The organism is Kosakonia sp. H7A (genome assembly GCF_003028445.1).
Taxonomy (GTDB): domain Bacteria; phylum Pseudomonadota; class Gammaproteobacteria; order Enterobacterales; family Enterobacteriaceae; genus Kosakonia; species Kosakonia radicincitans.
This window is the reverse complement of the sequence record NZ_PYTZ01000003.1, coordinates 26,588-45,815: the sequence shown is the minus strand read 5'-3', so window position 1 is coordinate 45,815 and position 19,228 is coordinate 26,588. Positions and strand designations below refer to the sequence as shown.

General features: G+C 52.7%; 16 protein-coding genes. 8 read left to right on the top strand and 8 right to left on the bottom strand.

The window, feature by feature from the left end:
* The 4 genes from yidC to CWM66_RS13090 all read left to right on the top strand — a co-directional run bounded on the left by yidC (position 1) and on the right by CWM66_RS13090 (position 4,642).
* Positions 1–1,647: a membrane protein insertase YidC gene (gene yidC / locus CWM66_RS13105; protein WP_007369395.1), complete on the top strand. Its 1,647-nt coding sequence runs from the start codon at positions 1–3 to the stop codon at positions 1,645–1,647.
* 102 nt (positions 1,648–1,749) lie between these two features.
* Positions 1,750–3,114 (top strand): tRNA uridine-5-carboxymethylaminomethyl(34) synthesis GTPase MnmE, encoded by a 1,365-nt coding sequence (gene mnmE / locus CWM66_RS13100; protein WP_007369394.1) that lies wholly within the window; start codon positions 1,750–1,752, stop codon positions 3,112–3,114.
* A gap of 197 nt (positions 3,115–3,311) precedes the next feature.
* Complete coding sequence (locus CWM66_RS13095) at positions 3,312–4,055, top strand: 4'-phosphopantetheinyl transferase superfamily protein (protein WP_007369393.1); 744 nt, start codon at positions 3,312–3,314, stop codon at positions 4,053–4,055.
* Between the two features lie 20 nt (positions 4,056–4,075).
* Complete coding sequence (locus CWM66_RS13090) at positions 4,076–4,642, top strand: NADPH-dependent FMN reductase (protein WP_007369392.1); 567 nt, start codon at positions 4,076–4,078, stop codon at positions 4,640–4,642.
* A 36-nt stretch (positions 4,643–4,678) separates the two neighbouring features.
* Here CWM66_RS13090 and CWM66_RS13085 read toward each other — a convergent pair whose 3' ends face one another.
* Entirely contained in the window at positions 4,679–6,016 is a 1,338-nt protein-coding gene (locus CWM66_RS13085) for an NCS2 family permease (RefSeq protein WP_035886832.1), read from the bottom strand.
* 168 nt (positions 6,017–6,184) lie between these two features.
* Between CWM66_RS13085 and yieH the strand changes: the two genes are divergently transcribed.
* From yieH to CWM66_RS13070, 3 genes are read left to right on the top strand one after another with little or no spacing between them, the layout of a single operon-like run.
* On the top strand, positions 6,185–6,850 hold the full coding sequence (gene yieH / locus CWM66_RS13080; RefSeq protein WP_007369390.1) for a 6-phosphogluconate phosphatase: 666 nt from the start codon (positions 6,185–6,187) through the stop codon (positions 6,848–6,850).
* 26 nt (positions 6,851–6,876) lie between these two features.
* A complete protein-coding gene (gene cbrC / locus CWM66_RS13075) occupies positions 6,877–7,464 on the top strand; it encodes a PF03691 family colicin E2 tolerance protein CbrC (RefSeq protein WP_035886833.1) in 588 nt (195 codons plus the stop codon).
* Positions 7,465–7,491: 27 nt separating this feature from the next.
* A complete protein-coding gene (locus tag CWM66_RS13070; RefSeq protein ID WP_007369388.1) occupies positions 7,492–8,388 on the top strand; it encodes an ADP-ribosylglycohydrolase family protein in 897 nt (298 codons plus the stop codon).
* Positions 8,389–8,432: 44 nt separating this feature from the next.
* Here CWM66_RS13070 and phoU read toward each other — a convergent pair whose 3' ends face one another.
* From phoU to glmU, 7 genes are all read right to left on the bottom strand, one after another.
* Positions 8,433–9,158, bottom strand: coding sequence for a phosphate signaling complex protein PhoU (phoU, locus tag CWM66_RS13065; protein ID WP_007369387.1), 726 nt, complete (start codon positions 9,156–9,158; stop codon positions 8,433–8,435).
* A 69-nt stretch (positions 9,159–9,227) separates the two neighbouring features.
* Complete coding sequence (gene pstB, locus CWM66_RS13060) at positions 9,228–10,001, bottom strand: phosphate ABC transporter ATP-binding protein PstB (protein WP_007369386.1); 774 nt, start codon at positions 9,999–10,001, stop codon at positions 9,228–9,230.
* Positions 10,002–10,047: 46 nt separating this feature from the next.
* Positions 10,048–10,938 carry a phosphate ABC transporter permease PstA gene (gene pstA / locus CWM66_RS13055; RefSeq protein ID WP_007369385.1) on the bottom strand — a complete coding sequence of 297 codons (891 nt, stop codon included), beginning with the start codon at positions 10,936–10,938 and terminating at the stop codon, positions 10,048–10,050.
* Complete coding sequence (gene pstC / locus CWM66_RS13050; protein ID WP_007369384.1) at positions 10,938–11,897, bottom strand: phosphate ABC transporter permease PstC; 960 nt, start codon at positions 11,895–11,897, stop codon at positions 10,938–10,940. The genes pstA and pstC overlap by 1 nt, the downstream gene beginning before the upstream one ends.
* A gap of 123 nt (positions 11,898–12,020) precedes the next feature.
* On the bottom strand, positions 12,021–13,061 hold the full coding sequence (gene pstS, locus CWM66_RS13045) for a phosphate ABC transporter substrate-binding protein PstS (RefSeq protein WP_007369383.1): 1,041 nt from the start codon (positions 13,059–13,061) through the stop codon (positions 12,021–12,023).
* A gap of 303 nt (positions 13,062–13,364) precedes the next feature.
* Positions 13,365–15,194, bottom strand: coding sequence for a glutamine--fructose-6-phosphate transaminase (isomerizing) (gene glmS, locus CWM66_RS13040; RefSeq protein ID WP_007369381.1), 1,830 nt, complete (start codon positions 15,192–15,194; stop codon positions 13,365–13,367).
* A 179-nt stretch (positions 15,195–15,373) separates the two neighbouring features.
* The gene (gene glmU / locus CWM66_RS13035; protein ID WP_107146752.1) at positions 15,374–16,744 is read right to left on the bottom strand and encodes a bifunctional UDP-N-acetylglucosamine diphosphorylase/glucosamine-1-phosphate N-acetyltransferase GlmU; all 1,371 of its coding nucleotides are present in this window, start codon (positions 16,742–16,744) and stop codon (positions 15,374–15,376) included.
* 344 nt (positions 16,745–17,088) lie between these two features.
* On the opposite strand from glmU, the gene CWM66_RS13030 reads away from it, so the two are divergent.
* Complete coding sequence (locus CWM66_RS13030; protein ID WP_107146751.1) at positions 17,089–19,197, top strand: right-handed parallel beta-helix repeat-containing protein; 2,109 nt, start codon at positions 17,089–17,091, stop codon at positions 19,195–19,197.
* Positions 19,198–19,228 lie beyond the last annotated feature (31 nt).

The window sequence follows — 19,228 nt, the reverse complement described above, 5'->3', positions numbered from 1 at the left end:
ATGGATTCGCAACGCAATCTTTTTATCATCGCTTTGTTGTTCGTGTCTTTCATGATCTGGCAAACGTGGGAGAAGGATAAAAATCCTCCTCCGGCGCAGCAGCAGACCACGCAGACTACGACCACCGCAGCGGGTAGCGCAGCCGACCAGGGCGTACCAGCCAGTGGCCAGGGGAAACTGATCACGGTGAAAACCGATGTGCTTGAGCTGACCATCAACACCCGTGGTGGTGATGTTGAGCAGGCACTGCTTCCGACATACCCGAAAGAGTTGGGCTCCAATGAGCCGTTCCAGTTACTGGAAACTACGCCGCAGTTTATCTATCAGGCACAAAGCGGCCTGACCGGTCGTGACGGCCCGGATAATCCGGCTAACGGCCCGCGCCCACTGTATAACGTAGAAAAAGATGCGTTTGTGCTGGCTGATGGTCAGAACGAACTGGCGATCCCGCTGACTTACACCGACGCGGCTGGCAATACCTTCACCAAAACCTTCACGCTGAAACGCGGCGAATATGCGGTGAACGTAGGCTACAGTGTGCAAAACGCCGGTGATAAACCGTTGGAAGTAGCAACGTTTGGTCAGCTGAAGCAATCCATCAATTTGCCTTCTCACCGCGATACCGGCAGCAGCAACTTTGCGCTGCATACCTTCCGCGGTGCGGCGTATTCCACGCCTGACGCGAAGTATGAAAAATACAAATTCGACACCATCGCCGATAACGAAAACCTGAACGTCAGCTCCAATGGCGGTTGGGTTGCGATGCTGCAGCAGTATTTCGCTACCGCATGGATCCCTCGTAACGAAGGTGCGAATAACTTCTATACCAGCAACCTGGGCAATGGCGTAGCCGCTATCGGTTATAAATCCCAGCCGGTACTGGTGCAGCCGGGTCAGACTACCGCGCTGAACAGCACCCTGTGGGTCGGCCCGGAAATTCAGGACAAAATGGCTGCGGCGGCGCCGCACCTGGATCTGACCGTGGATTACGGCTGGTTGTGGTTTATCTCTCAGCCGCTGTTCAAACTGCTGAAGTGGATCCACAGCTTCCTGGGTAACTGGGGCTTCTCCATCATCGCAATCACCTTCATCGTTCGTGGCATCATGTACCCGCTGACCAAAGCGCAGTACACCTCCATGGCGAAAATGCGCATGCTGCAACCGAAGATTCAGGCCATGCGCGAGCGTCTGGGTGACGACAAACAGCGTATGAGTCAGGAGATGATGGCGCTGTACAAAGCGGAGAAAGTGAACCCGCTGGGCGGCTGCTTCCCGCTGATTATTCAGATGCCTATCTTCCTGGCGCTGTATTACATGCTGATGGGTTCCGTTGAACTGCGCCATGCGCCGTTCGCACTGTGGATCCATGACTTGTCTGCACAGGACCCGTACTACATCCTGCCGATCCTGATGGGCGTAACGATGTTCTTCATCCAGAAGATGTCGCCGACCACCGTGACCGACCCGATGCAGCAGAAGATCATGACCTTTATGCCGGTCATCTTTACGGTGTTCTTCCTGTGGTTCCCGTCAGGTCTGGTGCTGTACTATATCGTCAGCAACCTGGTGACCATCATTCAGCAGCAGCTGATTTACCGTGGTCTGGAGAAGCGCGGTCTGCATAGCCGCCAGAAGAAAAGCTCCTGATACGCGAGCCGGGTAAGCGAAGCGCCACCCGGCAAAAGGAACAACAAACAAAGGGCGGTCAGTTGACCGCCTTTTTTATTTTGAGATTTCGGAAAACATACCATGAGCCATAACGACACTATCGTCGCACAGGCCACCCCACCGGGACGCGGTGGGGTGGGGATCCTGCGTATTTCGGGCGTAAAAGCGCGAGACGTGGCGCAGGCGGTGCTGGGCAAGCTGCCGAAACCGCGTTATGCCGACTATCTGCCATTCCAGGACGCTGATGGCAGCGCGCTGGATCAAGGCATTGCGCTGTGGTTCCCGGGCCCGAACTCCTTTACCGGTGAAGATGTACTGGAGCTACAAGGGCACGGCGGCCCGGTGATCCTCGACCTGCTGTTAAAACGCATACTGACCTTACCGGGGCTGCGCATTGCCCGGCCGGGCGAGTTCTCCGAGCGTGCGTTCCTTAACGATAAGCTCGATCTGGCGCAGGCTGAAGCGATTGCCGATTTAATTGACGCCAGTTCCGAACAGGCCGCGCGCTCCGCACTGAACTCGTTGCAGGGCGCTTTCTCTGCCCGTGTTAACCACCTTGTGGAAGCACTTACTCACCTGCGAATCTATGTGGAAGCGGCTATCGACTTCCCGGATGAAGAGATCGACTTCCTTTCAGACGGCAAAATCGAAGCCCAGTTGAACGACGTTATCGCCGATTTGGACGCGGTACGAGCTGAAGCGCGTCAGGGAAGCCTGTTACGTGAAGGAATGAAAGTGGTCATTGCTGGTCGCCCAAATGCAGGGAAATCGAGCCTGTTGAACGCGCTGGCCGGGCGTGAAGCCGCTATTGTGACGGATATTGCAGGCACCACGCGCGACGTATTGCGCGAGCACATACATATCGACGGTATGCCGCTGCACATTATCGATACCGCCGGTTTGCGCGAAGCCAGCGACGAAGTGGAACGTATCGGTATCGAACGCGCCTGGCAGGAGATTGAGCAGGCCGATCGCGTGCTGTTTATGGTTGATGGCACCACCACCGATGCGGTTGATCCGGCAGAAATCTGGCCGGACTTTATTGCCCGTCTGCCCGCCAGATTACCGATCACCGTGGTACGCAATAAAGCGGATGTTACCGGCGAGCCGCTGGGTATCAGCGATGTGAACAATCACTCACTTGTGCGTCTCTCCGCGCGTACCGGCGAAGGCGTTGACGTGCTGCGTCAGCATCTCAAGCAGAGTATGGGGTTTGACACCAGCATGGAAGGCGGTTTCCTGGCGCGTCGCCGGCACTTACAGGCGCTTGAAGCGGCCGCAGAGCATCTGCAACAGGGTAAAGCGCAACTGCTGGGTGCCTGGGCAGGTGAATTGCTGGCCGAAGAGCTGCGCCTCGCGCAGCAGAACCTGAGTGAGATCACTGGCGAATTTACCTCCGATGATTTGCTGGGCCGTATCTTCTCCAGCTTCTGTATTGGTAAGTAATCGTACCGAACGGCCATAAAAATGGCCGTTCCTGTTATAACGACGAAGCCTCGTAAAGTGCGGGATTGGCCAAACAAAGTGTAAATATCCCCGCCAGGACTTTTCAGAAACCAATTTCCGCATTAAAACCTATGGACTATGGGCGATAATATTCACTATCGATTCGATTCATTCAGACCATTATCACGGAGAGAAAAATGGCTACGCATTTTGCACGAGGGATAATTTCCGAAGGGCATCTTGTCTCCACGCGACTACCGGTGTCCTGTCACGATACGGCTCGCCAGCTTCCTGAGCATCGCCGAACACGTTTTCTTGCTTCCCGTGCATTACTCGCTGAAATGATGTTTATGCTGTATGGCACCAGCGAACTGCCAGAGATAGTCATTGAATCCAGCGGCAAGCCGAAGTTTGCCGACGTGAGGCTGCCGCACTTTTCGCTGGCCTATGCCGGGAATATGGTGGGTGTCGCCATTACGACTGAAGGCGAATGCGGTCTGGATATGGAGTTGCAACGCGCTACGCGCAGTTTTCACAGTGTGCACGCGCAGAAGCCCCTTTTCAGCAATAATGAACTGCTGTGGATCAATAACCAAAACGATCCCAACGAAGCGCAAACTCAACTTGTCACGCTGCGCCAGAGTGCAATGAAATTGATCCATCAAATGCACGATGATCAAGGCCTGCTGCAACTGTTGCCTGGCTCCGGACGTCTGCGTCTGACGCCGCTAACGCGGGTTGAAGTGATGTCTGATGCAGAAGATGTGCTGATCTGGTCTGTAGCGGTATCTCCGGCCATCGAAAGCCTGAAAATATGGGAATTCGATAGCCGTACAGGGTGGCGTTATCTCTCCGATGTGCAAACGCGCGCCAACGATCCCGCCTCCCGGTTAATGCGTTTCACCAGCTTGCCCGCAGAAAAAGCCCTGATCCTTAATTGATCCCATAATGAGGAGTCATCATGTCTGTTGAACTCAAGGTTGTGACCCTGCTCGGTAGCCTGCGTAAAGGCTCTTTTAATGCCATGGTCGCGCGCACATTGCCTAAGCTTGCGCCAGCGGGCATGGACATCACGCCATTGCCTTCGATTGCCAATATCCCGCTGTATGATGCCGATATTCAGCAAGAAGAAGGTTTCCCGGAAAGTGTGCAGGAACTTGCCGAACATATCCGTGCGGCTGACGGCGTGGTGATTGTGACGCCGGAATATAACTACTCAGTGCCGGGCGGCCTGAAGAATGCGATTGACTGGCTGTCTCGCTTACCAGAGCAGCCGCTGGCGGGTAAGCCGGTGCTGATTCAGACCAGCTCAATGGGCGCGATTGGCGGCGCGCGTTGCCAGTATCATCTGCGCCAGATCCTGGTGTTCCTTGATGCGATGGTCATGAACAAACCGGAGTTTATGGGTGGGGTGATTCAAAGCAAGGTTGATCAGCAGACGGGAGAAGTGGTTGATCAAAGCACGCTTGACCATCTGACTGGCCAGCTTACGGCTTTCGGCGAGTATATTCAGCGCGTTAAGCCGTAATGGAACCCCCTCCCGCAGCGCGAGAGGGGAAAAGCATTAATGCGCGTCGATAAAGACGATTTTCAGCAGGAACAGCACCGCAACCACAATCACGCATGGGCTGAGATCGCGCAGGCGGCCAGTACCGATTTTCATCACGCAGTAAGAGATAAAGCCCAGCGCGATACCTTCGGTAATCGAGAAGCTGAACGGCATCATTACCGCAGTGATAAACGCCGGCACGGCTTCTGTCAGATCATGCCAATTCACACGCGCCAGGCTGGATGTCATCAGCACGCCCACATAGATCAGCGCACCCGCAGCAGCATAGCCTGGTACCATACCCGCTAACGGCGACAGGAAGATCACCAGCAGGAACAGCAGGCCAACCACCACCGCAGTCAGACCGGTACGGCCGCCAACAGAAACACCAGAAGAAGACTCGATATACGCGGTAACAGAAGAGGTACCGATAAAGGCACCAGTCACCGAAGAGACGCTGTCGACAAACAGCGCCTGCTTCATGCGCGGGAACTTACCACTTTCATCCACCAGCCCGGCTTTATCGGTCACGCCGATCAGCGTACCGGAGGAGTCAAACAGGTTCACCAGCATAAACGAGAAGATCACACCCGCCAGGCCAATATTAAAGGAACCGGCCAGATCCACATTACCGACAACGCTTGCCACGCTCGGCGGCGCAGAAACAATACCGTGATACTGCACATCGCCCAGCAGCCAGCCCAGCAGTGTAGTAACAACAATCGACACCAGCACAGCGGCGTGAATGTTGCGCGACGCCAGAATAGCGATGATAAAGAAACCAAGAACGCCCAGCAGAACGCTGTGGGAAGTCAGGTTACCGATGCTCACCAGCGTCTCTTTGTTCGGCACGATTACGCCAGCGTTTTTCAGCCCCATCATGCCAATAAACAGCCCAATACCGCTGGTGATACCCACGCGCAGACTGACCGGAATATTGGCGATCATCCAGTAACGAACGCGGAACAAGGTAAGCAGCAACAGACCCACCGCGCCCCAGAAGATTGCGCCCATGCCGATCTGCCAGGAAAGCCCCATGGCGCCAACAACCACAAACGCAAAGAAGGCGTTCAGACCCATTGCCGGTGCCAGCGCAACCGGCAGGTTAGCTACCAGCCCCATCAGGATGCTGCCGAACGCAGCAATCAGGCAGGTGGTCACAAATACTGCGCTGGTATCCATCCCGGCGACGCCCAGAATCTGGGGGTTAACAAAAACGATATACACCATCGTCAAAAACGTCGTGAAACCGGCGATCACTTCGGTGCGTGCCGATGTGCCGTGCTCGCGTAATTTAAACACGCGGTCAAGCAACCCCTGGCCCGAAGCCTGGGTAGTGTGTTGTTGGCTCATTATCAATTTCCGGAATAGGGGGGGAAAATTCGTCGCTATCCTATACCAAAATGAGACAATATTGACGGTTATCACACACTTTTTTTCATTGAATTTGCTTATACGGCAACGATTACGTTTCGCTATCTGCGTTAAGTAAACGTTAAACTCGCAATAACAGGAAATGGCATGTCCCACATTGATGCAATATTTTTCGACTGTGACGGCACCCTGGTCGATAGTGAAGTTATTTGTTCCCGCGCCTATGTGCATATGTTTCAGGCTTTTGGCATCACACTGGCTCTGGAAGAGGTCTTTAAACGCTTTAAAGGCATGAAGTTATACGAAATTATTGATGTCATCGCCGGAGAGCGCGGTGTAAGCCTGGAGAAAGAGGCGCTTGAACCCATTTATCGTGCGGAAGTGGCGCGCCTGTTCGACAGCGAACTGGAAGTAATTGCCGGTGCGAACGCATTGCTGGATGCAGTGAGTGTACCGATGTGTGTGGTTTCTAATGGCCCGGTCAGCAAAATGCAACACTCATTGGGCAAATTAGGCATGCTACATCACTTTCCTGGAAAACTGTTTAGCGGTTATGACATCCAACGCTGGAAGCCCGATCCGGCGTTAATGTACCATGCAGCCAGAGCGCTGAATGTTGATCCTGTGAACTGTATTCTGGTGGACGACTCCTCCGCTGGGGCACAATCAGGAATCGCGGCAGGGATGGAAGTGTATTACTTCTGCGCCGATCCGCATAACAAACCCATTGATCACCCTAAAGTGACGACGTTCACTGATTTAGCGCAGCTGCCGGAACTCTGGCGTGCGCGTGGGTGGCATGTTACGCGTTAATCTAAACCACTAAACAGGATGTTTTTATGGCTCAGACAAACCGTTCTCTCCCGGTATTTAAGTACCACCCTCAGCCCCTGGACACGGGCGTCTTTTCACAAAGAAAAACTGTGACTTGCGCCTGCTGTGAACAGCTAACGGACGTGTATTACACCAACCCGTTTTACACCACAGCGGATGTCGATACCCTTTGCCCGTGGTGCATCGCGGATGGTTCCGCCGCGCAAAAATTTGGCGGCAGCTTTCACGATAAGTCCAGCATTGAAGGTGTGGACAGCCTGTTCGATGATGAGGGTGAATTTACCGGTTTCAAAAATCCGTGGCCGGAAGCCAGTTTGCAGGAATTGACTCAGAGAACACCGGGATATTGTGGCTGGCAGCAGGAGTACTGGCTGGCGCACTGTAATGATTTCTGCGCGTTTATCGGCTACGTTGGCTGGCAAGATATTGCTGACAAACTCGACCAGTTCGTGGATATTCAGGCCGATTGCGATGCCTTCGGCATGGATTATGAGAAATTACCGGAATACCTGCTCGATGGTGGCGACTGCCAGGGATATCTCTTCCGCTGCTTACACTGCGGCAAATTACGGTTATGGGCGGATTTTTCCTGAGCAGTTCCACGGAATAAGGAACAACAGATGTCGGAATTACTCGAACGTTATCAGGGCTGTTTGCTCGGCCTGGCCATCGGTGATGCCGTCGGCACGGCGGTGGAATTCAGTGCAAAAGATTCCTTTCCGCCCATCACCGACATGGTGGGAGGCGGGCCGTTTCATCTGCAGGCGGGGCAATGGACAGACGACACCTCTATGGCGCTGTGCCTTGCGGAAAGCCTGATCGCTCGCCAGGGGTTTGATGCAAAGGATCAGATGAACCGGTATATGAACTGGTGGCAATGGGGTTACTTAAGCGCCACCGGCCACTGTTTTGATATTGGTACGACAGTCGCACACGCATTGCAAAAATATGCGAATGACGGCGATCCGTTTGCCGGTTCCAGCCATCCCAGAACGGCAGGAAACGGTTCGTTAATGCGCCTCGCGCCGGTGGTGCTGTGGTATTTCCCCGATGAGTTATTGGCGCTGGAGTATGCCGAAGCCTCATCGCGAACCACGCATGCAGCACCAGAAGCGCTCGCCTGCTGTCGCCTGTTTGCACAAATGCTGATGAACGCCCTGAGCGGTAAAAGTAAGCGGGAAACGCTGACAGCTATCCCGCAGCTACCGGAACAGGAGAATCTGCGTCGCATAGCTGAAGGGAACTACCTGAAGAAAACGCGAGCGGAGATCTTCGGTACGGGTTACTGCGTGCAGAGTCTGGAAGCGGCATTGTGGTGCTTTGCGCAGGGTAAAAACTTTAAAGAAACTATCCTGCTGGCCACCAATCTCGGTGACGATGCGGACACCACCGCCGCTATCGCCGGGCAACTGGCTGGCGCGTATTACGGCATTAATGGAATCCCGCAGCAGTGGCAGGAAAAACTGTGGCAGTACGGGGATATTGATACTCTGGCGAGAAAGTTACTGGCCAAATAACCCTGCAACAAAAACCCCCTCACAGCGAGGGGGTTATCGCCATATCACTCTTTAACATCTTTTCCGGCGAGCAGTTTATCCAGCTCATCGCCGCCAACATGACGGAAATCTTGTCCCTTCACGAAGTAGAAGATGTATTCGCAGATATTCTGGCAGCGGTCACCGATACGTTCGATAGAACGGGCACAGAACAGGGCGGTCAGGACGCTCGGAATGGTGCGGGAATCTTCCATCATGTAAGTCATTAGCTGACGTACGATGCCTTCGTACTCCTGATCCACTTTTTTATCTTCGCGATAGATCCGCACTGCTTCGTCCAGATCCATACGGGCGAAAGCGTCCAGCACATCATGCAGCATCTGCACGGTGTGACGGCCCAACGATTCCAGGCTCACCAGCAGCGGCTGGTGCTGCTGAGAGAACTTCTCCAGCGCAGTACGGCAGATTTTGTCTGCCACATCGCCAATACGTTCCAGCTCGGCAATTGTTTTGATGATCGCCATCACCAGACGCAAATCGCTCGCCGTTGGCTGGCGTTTTGCAATGATGCGCACGCAGGCTTCATCGATGGCGACTTCCATCATATTAACCTGTTTGTCGCCTTCAACAACGCGCCTGGCCAGCTCGCTGTCCTGATTGTGCATGGCGGTGATCGCATCAGAAAGCTGCTGCTCCACCATCCCACCCATGGTCATTACCTGAGTGCGGATACTTTCCAGCTCAGCGTTGAACTGCCCGGAAATATGTTTGTTAAGGTTGAGATTGTCCATGGTGCACTCCAAATGCCCGACAGATTTCACGTGGTAACAAGGTCGCTTATACCCTCAGGGTGCAGCAAATCAACCATAGCGCCCGGTAATATAGTCTTCCGTTTGCTTCTTCTTCGGCTTCGTGAACAGATCATCTGTGTTGCTGAACTCAATCAACTCACCGAGATACATAAACGCCGTGTGATCGGAACAACGTGCAGCCTGCTGCATGTTGTGCGTCACAATAACCACGGTGTAATCCTGTTTCAGTTCCGTGATCAGTTCTTCGATACGACCGGTAGAGATCGGGTCAAGGGCTGAACAGGGTTCATCGAGCAACAGCACTTCCGGGCGAATCGCGATACCACGGGCGATGCACAGACGTTGCTGCTGACCACCGGAGAGAGAGTATCCGCTCTGGTGCAGTTTATCCTTGGTTTCGTTCCATAATGCGGCCTTGGTCAAAGCCCACTGTACACGCTCGTCCATATCCGGACGCGACAGCTTTTCAAACAGGCGCACGCCAAAGGCGATGTTGTCGTAAATCGACATCGGGAACGGCGTTGGTTTCTGGAATACCATCCCCACTTTCGCGCGCAGCAGCGCGATATCCTGCGTATTGGTAAGAATGTTGTCGCCATCCAGCAGGATCTCGCCTTCGGCTCGCTGCTCAGGGTAGAGCTCAAACATTTTGTTAAAAGTACGCAGCAGCGTGGATTTACCGCAGCCTGACGGCCCGATAAACGCCGTTACCTGATTTTTGGCAATATCCAGGCTGATGTTTTTCAGTGCATGGAATTTGCCGTAATAGAAGTTCAAATCACGAACCTGAATTTTGCCCGGCGTCGTATCAACCATACTCATTTATCTCTTTCCTCAACTCGACGCCGCTTTCGCCGCGTCGCAAAAATTAACCGTGTTTACTCTTCGCGAAAATGACGCGCGCCAGAATATTCAGCAGCAGTACGCAGAGCGTGATAATCAGCACCCCGGCCCAGGCCAGTTGCTGCCATTCGGCAAACGGGCTCATGGCGAATTTGAAAATGGTCACCGGCAGGTTAGCGATAGGCTGCATCATATCGGTGCTCCAGAACTGGTTAGAGAGCGCGGTAAACAGCAGTGGTGCCGTTTCCCCGGCGATACGCGCCACGGCCAGCAGCACCCCGGTCATAATCCCGGAAACAGACGCTTTCAGCGTAATGGAAGCAATCATCTTCCACTTCGGTGTACCCAGCGCATAAGCCGCTTCGCGCAGGCTGTCCGGCACCAGTTTCAGCATGTTTTCCGTGGTGCGGATGACAATTGGCACCTGCAACAGCGCCAGCGCAATCACGCCCGCCCAGCCGGAGAAGTGCTGCATCTGTGCGACGACAATGGTGTAGACGAACAGGCCAACCACAATTGATGGCGCGGAAAGCAGAATGTCGTTGATAAAACGGATAACTTCGGCCAGTAGCGATTTACGGCCATACTCCGCCAGGTAAATCCCCGCCATGATGCCGAGCGGCGTACCGACAATGGTCGACCACAGGATAAGCAGGCCGCTACCCGCCAGGGCGTTCGCCAGACCACCTCCTGCCGTATTTGGTGGTGGCGTCATTTCAGTAAACAGCGCCAGCGACATGCCGTCAAAGCCGCGCGTTACGGTAGATAACAGGATCCAGACCAGCCAGAAAAGACCGAACGCCATGGTCGCCATTGATAATGTCAGAGCAATGCGGTTTTTCAGACGGCGCTTAGCCTGCATTTTACGGCGCGATTCAGCCAGCTTTGTGATGCTTTGCATTTCGAGCGTAGCCATCAGCGAGCCCCCTCATTTTTCGCCAGGCGCATGATCATAAACTTAGATATAGCCAGTACGATAAAGGTGATCACAAACAGAATCAGCCCCAACTCCATCAATGCCGCAACATGCAGGCCGGACTCCGCTTCGGCAAATTCGTTCGCCAGCGCAGAGGTGATACTGTTACCCGGCATAAACAACGAAGCGCTGTCGAGTTGGTAGGTGTTACCGATGATAAAGGTCACCGCCATGGTTTCACCCAGTGCGCGTCCCAGACCCAACATCACGCCGCCAATCACCCCGTTTTTGGTAAATGGCAGCACAATGCGCCAGATAACTTCCCAGGTGGTGCAGCCAATGCCGTAGGCCGACTCTTTCATCATCACCGGCGTTTGTTCGAATACATCGCGCATTACCGCCGCAATGTAAGGAATAATCATAATGGCGAGAATAACCCCGGCCGCCAGGATCCCAATACCAAATGCCGGGCCAGAGAACAGTGCGCCAACAAACGGGATATTAGAAAGCACGTTGCCCACCGGTTCCTGAAAGTAAGTCGCGAACAGCGGAGCAAAAATGAACAGCCCCCACATGCCGTACACAATACTTGGAATCGCAGCCAGTAATTCAATGGCGATACCCAGTGGACGTTTCAGCCAGTTCGGCGACAGTTCCGTCAGAAACAGCGCAATGCCGAAACTCACCGGAACGGCGATCAGCAAGGCGATGACAGAGGTAACAATTGTCCCGTAAATGGGCACCAGCGCACCGTAAATATCATTGGGCGCATCCCACTCTTTGGTCCACAAGAATGAAAAACCAAACTTCTGAATGCTTGGCCATGAGGAGAAAATCAGCGACACGATGATGCCACTCAACAGCAATAGCACAATCAGCGCAGCCAGTCTTACCAGCGCGCTGAAAATCATGTCACCTTTTTTACCCGGAGGATTAAATGCCGGCTTGGTTGCAGCCATAAATTACTCTTCAGTTTAACGTCTTACGAATTTGCCCGGTGATGCTTACGCGGCCAGGCCTACAGAGGATCTGTAAGGCGGATGGTGTAAGCGCCATCCGCCATGTTCTAAAAAAACCAGCTGTTAGTACAGTGCTTTACCGCTGCTGTCTTTCACATTGGTTTTCCATGCAGCACGAACTTGTTCAACTACGCTATCCGGCAGGGTTGCGTAATCAAGGTCGTTAGCCTGTTTGCCGCCTTTTTTATAGGCCCAGTCAAAGAATTTCAGGACTTCAGCACCTTGCTCCGGCTTAGCCTGCTCTTTGTGTACCAGGATAAAGGTGGTTGAGGTGATCGGCCATACATCAGCGCCTTTCTGGTTGGTCAGATCCTGCGCGAAGGATTTGCTCCAGTCGATATTTTTAGCCGCATTGGAGAAGCTCTGCTCAGTCGGGCTTACAGCCTTACCATCCGCAGACAGCAGCTTGGTGTAGGTCAGGTTGTTCTGCTTAGCGTAAGCATATTCAACATAACCGATTGAACCCGGAAGACGCTGAACGAATGCCGCGATTCCGTCGTTGCCTTTACCGCCCAGACCGGTCGGCCAGTTAACGGTAGAGCCAGAACCGACTTTCGATTTCCACTCTTCGTTCACTTTTGCCAGGTAGTTGGTGAAGACGAATGACGTACCGGAACCGTCAGCACGGCGAACTACGGCGATGTTCTGCGAAGGCAGTTTCAGTCCTGGGTTGAGTTTAGCGATCGCTGCGTCATCCCATTTTTTGATATTACCCAGGTAGATGTCACCCAGGGTTTTACCGTCCAGCACCAGCTCACCGGATTTTATACCCGGGACGTTGATAGCCAGCACGATACCGCCGATTACGGTCGGAAACTGGAACAGGCCTTCCTGAGCCAGTTTATCGTCAGCCAGAGGGGCATCGGATGCACCGAAATCCACAGTTTTAGCAGTAATTTGTTTTACGCCACCAGAAGAACCAATACCCTGGTAGTTGATCTTGTTACCTGTTTCTTTCTGGTAAGTATCAGCCCACTTGGCATACACCGGCGCCGGGAAAGTTGCACCCGCACCAGTCAGGCTGGCTGCTGCATTAACAGCAAAAGCACTCAGAGAAAAGGTCGCGGCGACAACAGTTGCGACAGTGGTACGCATAACGTTCATAATGTCTCCTGCAAGGATCGTAAATCGTTGTTTAGTGGCTACGACGAGCAAAATAGGACACTTTGATGACAGTTATATGCAATCATTGTTACTGTTTGATGACAGCGGAAAAATATCGTTATCGCATGATATAAAAAAGATAAAAATCAAACTCTTAATAAAAAACATCACAGTAATATTTCAGTCATATTTTATTTTTGTGACAATAAAAAAGTAGTTGAAACGAATGAGAATTCACAAAATAAAGTAAAAAAAAGAGGTTGCCCGCCGGCAACCTCTTTCGCATTTTATGGCAGTAAATGTTTACTCTACCGTTACTGATTTCGCCAGGTTACGCGGCTGGTCAACATCGGTGCCTTTTATCAGCGCAACGTGATAAGCCAGCAATTGCAGCGGCACGGTATAGAAAATCGGTGCAATCACCTCTTCGACGTGCGGCATATCAATAATGTGCATATTGTCGTTGCTGGTGAAACCCGCATCCTGATCGGCGAACACATACAGTACGCCGCCACGGGCACGCACTTCTTCGATGTTGGATTTCAGTTTTTCCAGCAGTTCGTTGTTAGGCGCAACGACAATCACCGGCATATCCGCATCAATCAGCGCCAGCGGGCCATGCTTCAGCTCACCTGCCGCATAGGCTTCGGCGTGAATGTAGGAGATCTCTTTCAGTTTCAGCGCGCCTTCCAGCGCGATCGGATACTGATCGCCACGCCCCAGGAACAACGCATGGTGTTTGTCGGAGAAATCTTCGGCCAGCGCTTCGATGCGTTTATCCTGCGACAGCATCTGTTCAATACGGCTCGGCAATGCCTGCAAACCGTGAACGATATCGTGCTCAATGGACGCATCCAGCCCTTTCAGGCGGCTCAGTTTCGCCACCAGCATCAGCAGAACGGTAAGCTGAGTGGTGAACGCTTTCGTGGAGGCAACACCGATTTCAGTACCGGCTTTAGTCATCATCGCCAGATCGGATTCACGCACCAGCGAGGAGCCCGGCACGTTACAAATCGCCAGCGACCCCAGATAACCCAGCTCTTTGGACAAGCGCAGCGCCGCCAGCGTATCCGCCGTTTCACCGGATTGCGACAGGGTGATCATCAGGCTGTTATGACGCACAGCAGATTTGCGGTAACGGAATTCCGAGGCGATTTCCACATCACACGGCACACCAGCCAGCGCCTCAAACCAGTAACGGGAAACCATACCGGAGTTGTAAGAAGTGCCACAGGCAACGATCTGAATATGCTCAACTTGCGATAATAGCGCGTTGGCATTCGGACCCAGTTCGCTCAGATCCACTTCACCGTGGTTGATACGGCCGGTCAGCGTATTTTTAATCGCGTTCGGCTGTTCGTAGATCTCTTTTTGCATGTAGTGACGGTAGATACCTTTATCGCCCGCGTCATATTGCAGGCTGGATTCGATATCAGGCCGTTTTACCTGCGCGCCGGATTTATCAAACACGGTCACGCTGCGGCGAGTCACTTCCGCAATATCGCCCTCTTCAAGGAAGATAAAGCGACGCGTTACCGGCAGTAACGCCAGCTGATCGGAGGCAATAAAGTTTTCCCCCATGCCAAGACCGATAACCAGCGGGCTGCCAGAGCGTGCCGCCAGCAGAGTACCGCTGTCACGGGTATCCATAATCACTGTGCCATAAGCGCCACGTAATTGCGGGATAGCGCGCATAACCGCTTCACGCAGCGTGCCGCCCTGCTCAAGCTCCCAGTGAACGAGATGTGCGATAACCTCGGTATCCGTTTCCGAAACAAATACATAGCCACGCTCTTTTAACACTTCCCGCAGCGGCTCGTAGTTTTCAATAATACCGTTATGTACAACCGCAATATGATCAGAAACATGCGGATGCGCGTTACCTTCTGACGGTTCACCGTGTGTTGCCCAACGGGTGTGAGCAATACCAGTTCCACCATGCAGCGGATGCTCTTCTGCGGCCTGGGCCAGCATCTGGACTTTACCAAGACGACGCAGACGGGTCATATGACCTTCTGCATCTACAACGGCCAGACCAGCAGAGTCATAGCCACGGTATTCCAGACGACGTAATCCCTCGAGAAGGATTTCTGCAACATCACGTTGCGCGACTGCGCCAACAATTCCACACATATTTTTCGATTCCGATTTAGGCGTTATGCCTTTTGTTGTCGGTCAACCTGTATCGCCCCGAGCCTTGTAGAGAGTGGGGTTATTTTTATAGGTACTGCCTGCCGGGCGGAGGAATTATCTTTCCCCTCACCCTAAATTCATTATGAATACATTGCCGGATGGCGCTGCGCTTATCCGGGCTACTTCTTCTTAACCGGACGTATCCAGCCTTGTTTATTGATTTGCGGTACACGGCTGATAACCAGTTCATTTTCCGCAACATTGCGCGTTACTGTAGTTCCGGCGGCGATAGTCGCACCTTTGGCAACCGTAACCGGCGCCACCAGCTGTGTATCGGAACCAACAAACACATCATCGCCAATAATGGTTTTGTGCTTGTTTGCACCATCGTAATTACAGGTGATAACACCCGCGCCAACATTCACGTTGTCGCCGATTTCCGCATCGCCCAGGTAAGTCAGATGGCCCGCTTTCGAGCCTTTGCCCAGACGCGCTTTTTTCATTTCCACGAAGTTGCCCACGTGCGCACCGGCAAGCAGTTCAGCGCCAGGACGCAAACGCGCAAATGGCCCGATAGTGCAATCAGCTTCGAGACGCGCATCTTCCACCACGCTGTAGGGGCTGATTTCGCAGTCGTCGCCGATGTCGCTGTTTTTCAGCACGCAACCTGCGCCAATCTTCACACGATCGCCCAGTTTTACGTTGCCTTCAATGATGACGTTAGCATCGATCTCAACATCCCGCCCGTGCTCCAGCGTACCGCGCAGGTCGAAGCGCGCAGGATCGCGCAGCATAACACCAGCCAGCAGCAGCTTTTCAGCCTGTTCAGCCTGATACGCACGCTCCAGCCGGGATAGCTGAAGTCGGTTATTCACACCTTCTACTTCGCTCAGGCGCTGCGGATGCACGGTAGTAATCTCACGGCCTTCATGCCAGGCAAGGCTGATGATATCCGTGATGTAATATTCACCCTGCGCATTATTGTTAGTCAGTTTGCTCAACCAGCGTTTCAGATCGCCGCCGTTGGCAATCAGAATGCCGGTGTTGATCTCCGTGATCTTACGCTGTTCTTCAGTGGCATCTTTCTGTTCAACAATGCCTGTCACCGCGCCGTTTTCACGCGTGATACGCCCGTAACCCGTCGGGTCGTCGAGCACCACCGTTAACAGACCGATGCCGCCCTGCGGTTTCGCATCGCGCAGACGCTGCAACGTCTCCAGCGAGATCAGCGGCACATCGCCGTAGAGCATTAAAATATCTTCATCGTCTGCAAAGAACGGCGCAGCCTGCTGCATCGCATGGCCGGTGCCCAACTGTTCTGCCTGCAGGACCCAGTTAAGCTTGATATCAGCGAGATGTTGTTTGAGCAAATCGCCACCGTGGCCATAAACCAGATGAACATTATCGGCGCCGAGAAGATTAGCAGTATCAATGACATGCTGAGCCATCGCTTTCCCTGCAAGGGTATGCAGCACTTTGGGAATATCGGAGTACATGCGTGTGCCTTTACCTGCGGCAAGGATCACCACACTCATTTTTGTATTCAACATACGCGTCCTGACTGTCATTGGAGAAAGAAGTTAACCTCTTTCATATTGAAAATTCTACATATTTTGTAGCATGAAATGGAATGCTGGTGAAACGCCCAACATCCACAGTTACTGCGCTTTTGCGGGCTATTTTACCGACAAAGCAACCAGGTTTGCCGCTAAAAAATATCTCCATTTCTGTTTGCCGCTAATTCATACAATGGGTTAGCTGTTTTTTTTCATCCTGAATAAAGATCGTGCAAAAACAAAACGTCGTTTTGATCATTGGAGATTGTGACGCATAAAAAAGAAACAGCGTTTCATCTTGAAGATAATGGCGGGCAATAATCAATCAGGAGAATAAAATGAATTATAAAATACCTCTGGCTTTAACGGTTTGCAGCTCGCTTATCGCTTTTCCATCATCAGCCACAGTCTGGAAAGCAATCGCTTTTGGCCAATCGACCGACGTGAACTTTTCATCGAATGTTCTGCCGGAAAAGATTGGCGTGAATGATGTCACCATTGACGGCAAAAAACTCTCCGTAACGGACAGTGCCGATCTCTCCAGGTCCGTTACCCTCGAAAGCCGAGGAGGTAAAATCGCCAACGCTCATGACGGCCTGACGTTCTTTTATACCACTTTGCCTGGCAGTGAAAACTTCGTTTTACAGGCCACCGTGACCGTTGAGCAGTTCGGCCCGGAAAACGGCGCGAAACCCGCGGCACAGGAGGGTGCCGGATTGCTGGTGCGTGACGTGATTGGCAATCCGCGTCAGCAGCCGCTTAAAGAAGGTTATGAGGAGTTTCCTGCGGCGTCGAATATGGTGATGAATGCCATCATGACGCAGGATAAAAAAGACAATTTTCGCGTGAAGATGCAGGCGATCTCCCGTGAAGGGATCACGCAGCCCTGGGGTAATGCTGGTGCGGCAATAGTGAAACAGAGCTATCAGGAAGAGATTGATCTGCGCCAGACGCCGACCTTTCGCCTGAAACTGGAGCGCACCAACGACGGTTTTATCACGGCCTGGGCGCCGCAAGGCAGCGACCAATGGGTTAGCCGCAGCGTACCGCGCGCAGATCTTATCTCCATACAGGATAAGGATCATTATTACGTCGGTTTCTTTGCCTCGCGTAATGCCAAAATCACCATCAGCGATGCTTCGTTGACCACTTCAACGGCGCATACCGCTGTGACAAAACCCTGGCAGGCTAAACCGCTACCAGTCGTGGTGCAAATTGCCTCTCCTGCGCAAAGCAGCAGCGACAAATACACATTACAGGCACGAGCCAATTATGATGGCCTGTTCAGTACCCGGCAGGACGAAGTGGTGATCGGTAATGAAAAACCGGTTAAAGCGGGGGAAATGTATACCCTGCCCGCCACACTGAGTGGCAATGCCACGTTTGCAGTGACATTTATGCCCTCCAGCGCCAGCGACAATACGCCTGTCAGCCAGCAGATTAAGGTAGAGAAAATTGCCGGCCCGACAGCAGCAACGTTGTATGTCGCCCCCCAGGGTAAAAGCGAAGGTAAAGGTACGGCTGCATCCCCTCTGGATCTGACCAGCGCGATTCGCTTACTGCCGCCAGGCGGCAAAATTGTGTTGCAGGCCGGGGATTATGCACAAACGGAGATCCCTCTTTCCGCCAGTGGAGTGCGCGATAAACAGAAAATCCTGCAAGCGGATGGAAAAGCCGTGATCCACGGCTTGCTGATTGACGCCAGCTACTGGCACATTAAAGGTATAGAAGTGACCGAGAAAAGCTTGCGTATTCAGGGCAGCCATAACGTCATCGAAAAAGTGGTCGCCTGGCGTAATGACGATACCGGTATTCAGATTTCATCGCCGGAAAAAGTGGGCCGCGCCCTGTGGGCGAGCAACAACCTCATTGTCGATTCGGAATCCTGGGGTAATGAAGATCCGGGGAAAATTAACGCTGATGGTTTTGCCGTGAAGATGCGCGTTGGCGAAGGCAATCACCTGAAACGCTGCTATTCACATGACAATATTGATGATGGTTTTGACCTGTTTAACAAAATCGAGGATGGCGCAAATGGCGTTGTGGTGATCGAGGATTCTATTGCCAGCAACAATACCAGCAACGGTTTCAAACTGGGGGGCGAAGGGCAACCGGTCGCGCATCAGGTTCGTAACAACAAAGCGATAGGTAATCATCTGGATGGTTTTACCGATAACTTCAATCCGGGGAAACTGCGGGTTGAAAACAATATTGCTGTCGATAACCAACGCTTTAATTTCATCTTCCGTCCGGCCCCGTATGGCGATGCGTCAACGCAAGGCGTGTTTAGCGGCAACATATCTGTGCGCAGTAAGCCGGGAAAATATGATGATTCAGTGGTGGGGAATGTGGATGAGACGAACTACTTTATCGTCGACGGTAAAAGCGTAAATCTGGCGCAAAAAGAACTGGATAGTAAACCGTATCTGGTGCAACTCAGCCAGTGATGCCAGATGGCGCTTCGCTTATCACACAACG

Excerpts from the sequence above, each read along its gene's own strand:
- yidC (WP_007369395.1), top strand. The coding sequence starts at position 1 with ATGGATTCGCAACGCAATCTTTTTATCATCGCTTTGTTGTTCGTGTCT.
- mnmE (WP_007369394.1), top strand. The coding sequence starts at position 1,750 with ATGAGCCATAACGACACTATCGTCGCACAGGCCACCCCACCGGGACGC.
- CWM66_RS13095 (WP_007369393.1), top strand. The coding sequence starts at position 3,312 with ATGGCTACGCATTTTGCACGAGGGATAATTTCCGAAGGGCATCTTGTC.
- CWM66_RS13090 (WP_007369392.1), top strand. The coding sequence starts at position 4,076 with ATGTCTGTTGAACTCAAGGTTGTGACCCTGCTCGGTAGCCTGCGTAAA.
- CWM66_RS13085 (WP_035886832.1), bottom strand. The coding sequence starts at position 6,016 with ATGAGCCAACAACACACTACCCAGGCTTCGGGCCAGGGGTTGCTTGAC.
- yieH (WP_007369390.1), top strand. The coding sequence starts at position 6,185 with ATGTCCCACATTGATGCAATATTTTTCGACTGTGACGGCACCCTGGTC.
- cbrC (WP_035886833.1), top strand. The coding sequence starts at position 6,877 with ATGGCTCAGACAAACCGTTCTCTCCCGGTATTTAAGTACCACCCTCAG.
- CWM66_RS13070 (WP_007369388.1), top strand. The coding sequence starts at position 7,492 with ATGTCGGAATTACTCGAACGTTATCAGGGCTGTTTGCTCGGCCTGGCC.
- phoU (WP_007369387.1), bottom strand. The coding sequence starts at position 9,158 with ATGGACAATCTCAACCTTAACAAACATATTTCCGGGCAGTTCAACGCT.
- pstB (WP_007369386.1), bottom strand. The coding sequence starts at position 10,001 with ATGAGTATGGTTGATACGACGCCGGGCAAAATTCAGGTTCGTGATTTG.
- pstA (WP_007369385.1), bottom strand. The coding sequence starts at position 10,938 with ATGGCTACGCTCGAAATGCAAAGCATCACAAAGCTGGCTGAATCGCGC.
- pstC (WP_007369384.1), bottom strand. The coding sequence starts at position 11,897 with ATGGCTGCAACCAAGCCGGCATTTAATCCTCCGGGTAAAAAAGGTGAC.
- pstS (WP_007369383.1), bottom strand. The coding sequence starts at position 13,061 with ATGAACGTTATGCGTACCACTGTCGCAACTGTTGTCGCCGCGACCTTT.
- glmS (WP_007369381.1), bottom strand. The coding sequence starts at position 15,194 with ATGTGTGGAATTGTTGGCGCAGTCGCGCAACGTGATGTTGCAGAAATC.
- glmU (WP_107146752.1), bottom strand. The coding sequence starts at position 16,744 with ATGTTGAATACAAAAATGAGTGTGGTGATCCTTGCCGCAGGTAAAGGC.
- CWM66_RS13030 (WP_107146751.1), top strand. The coding sequence starts at position 17,089 with ATGAATTATAAAATACCTCTGGCTTTAACGGTTTGCAGCTCGCTTATC.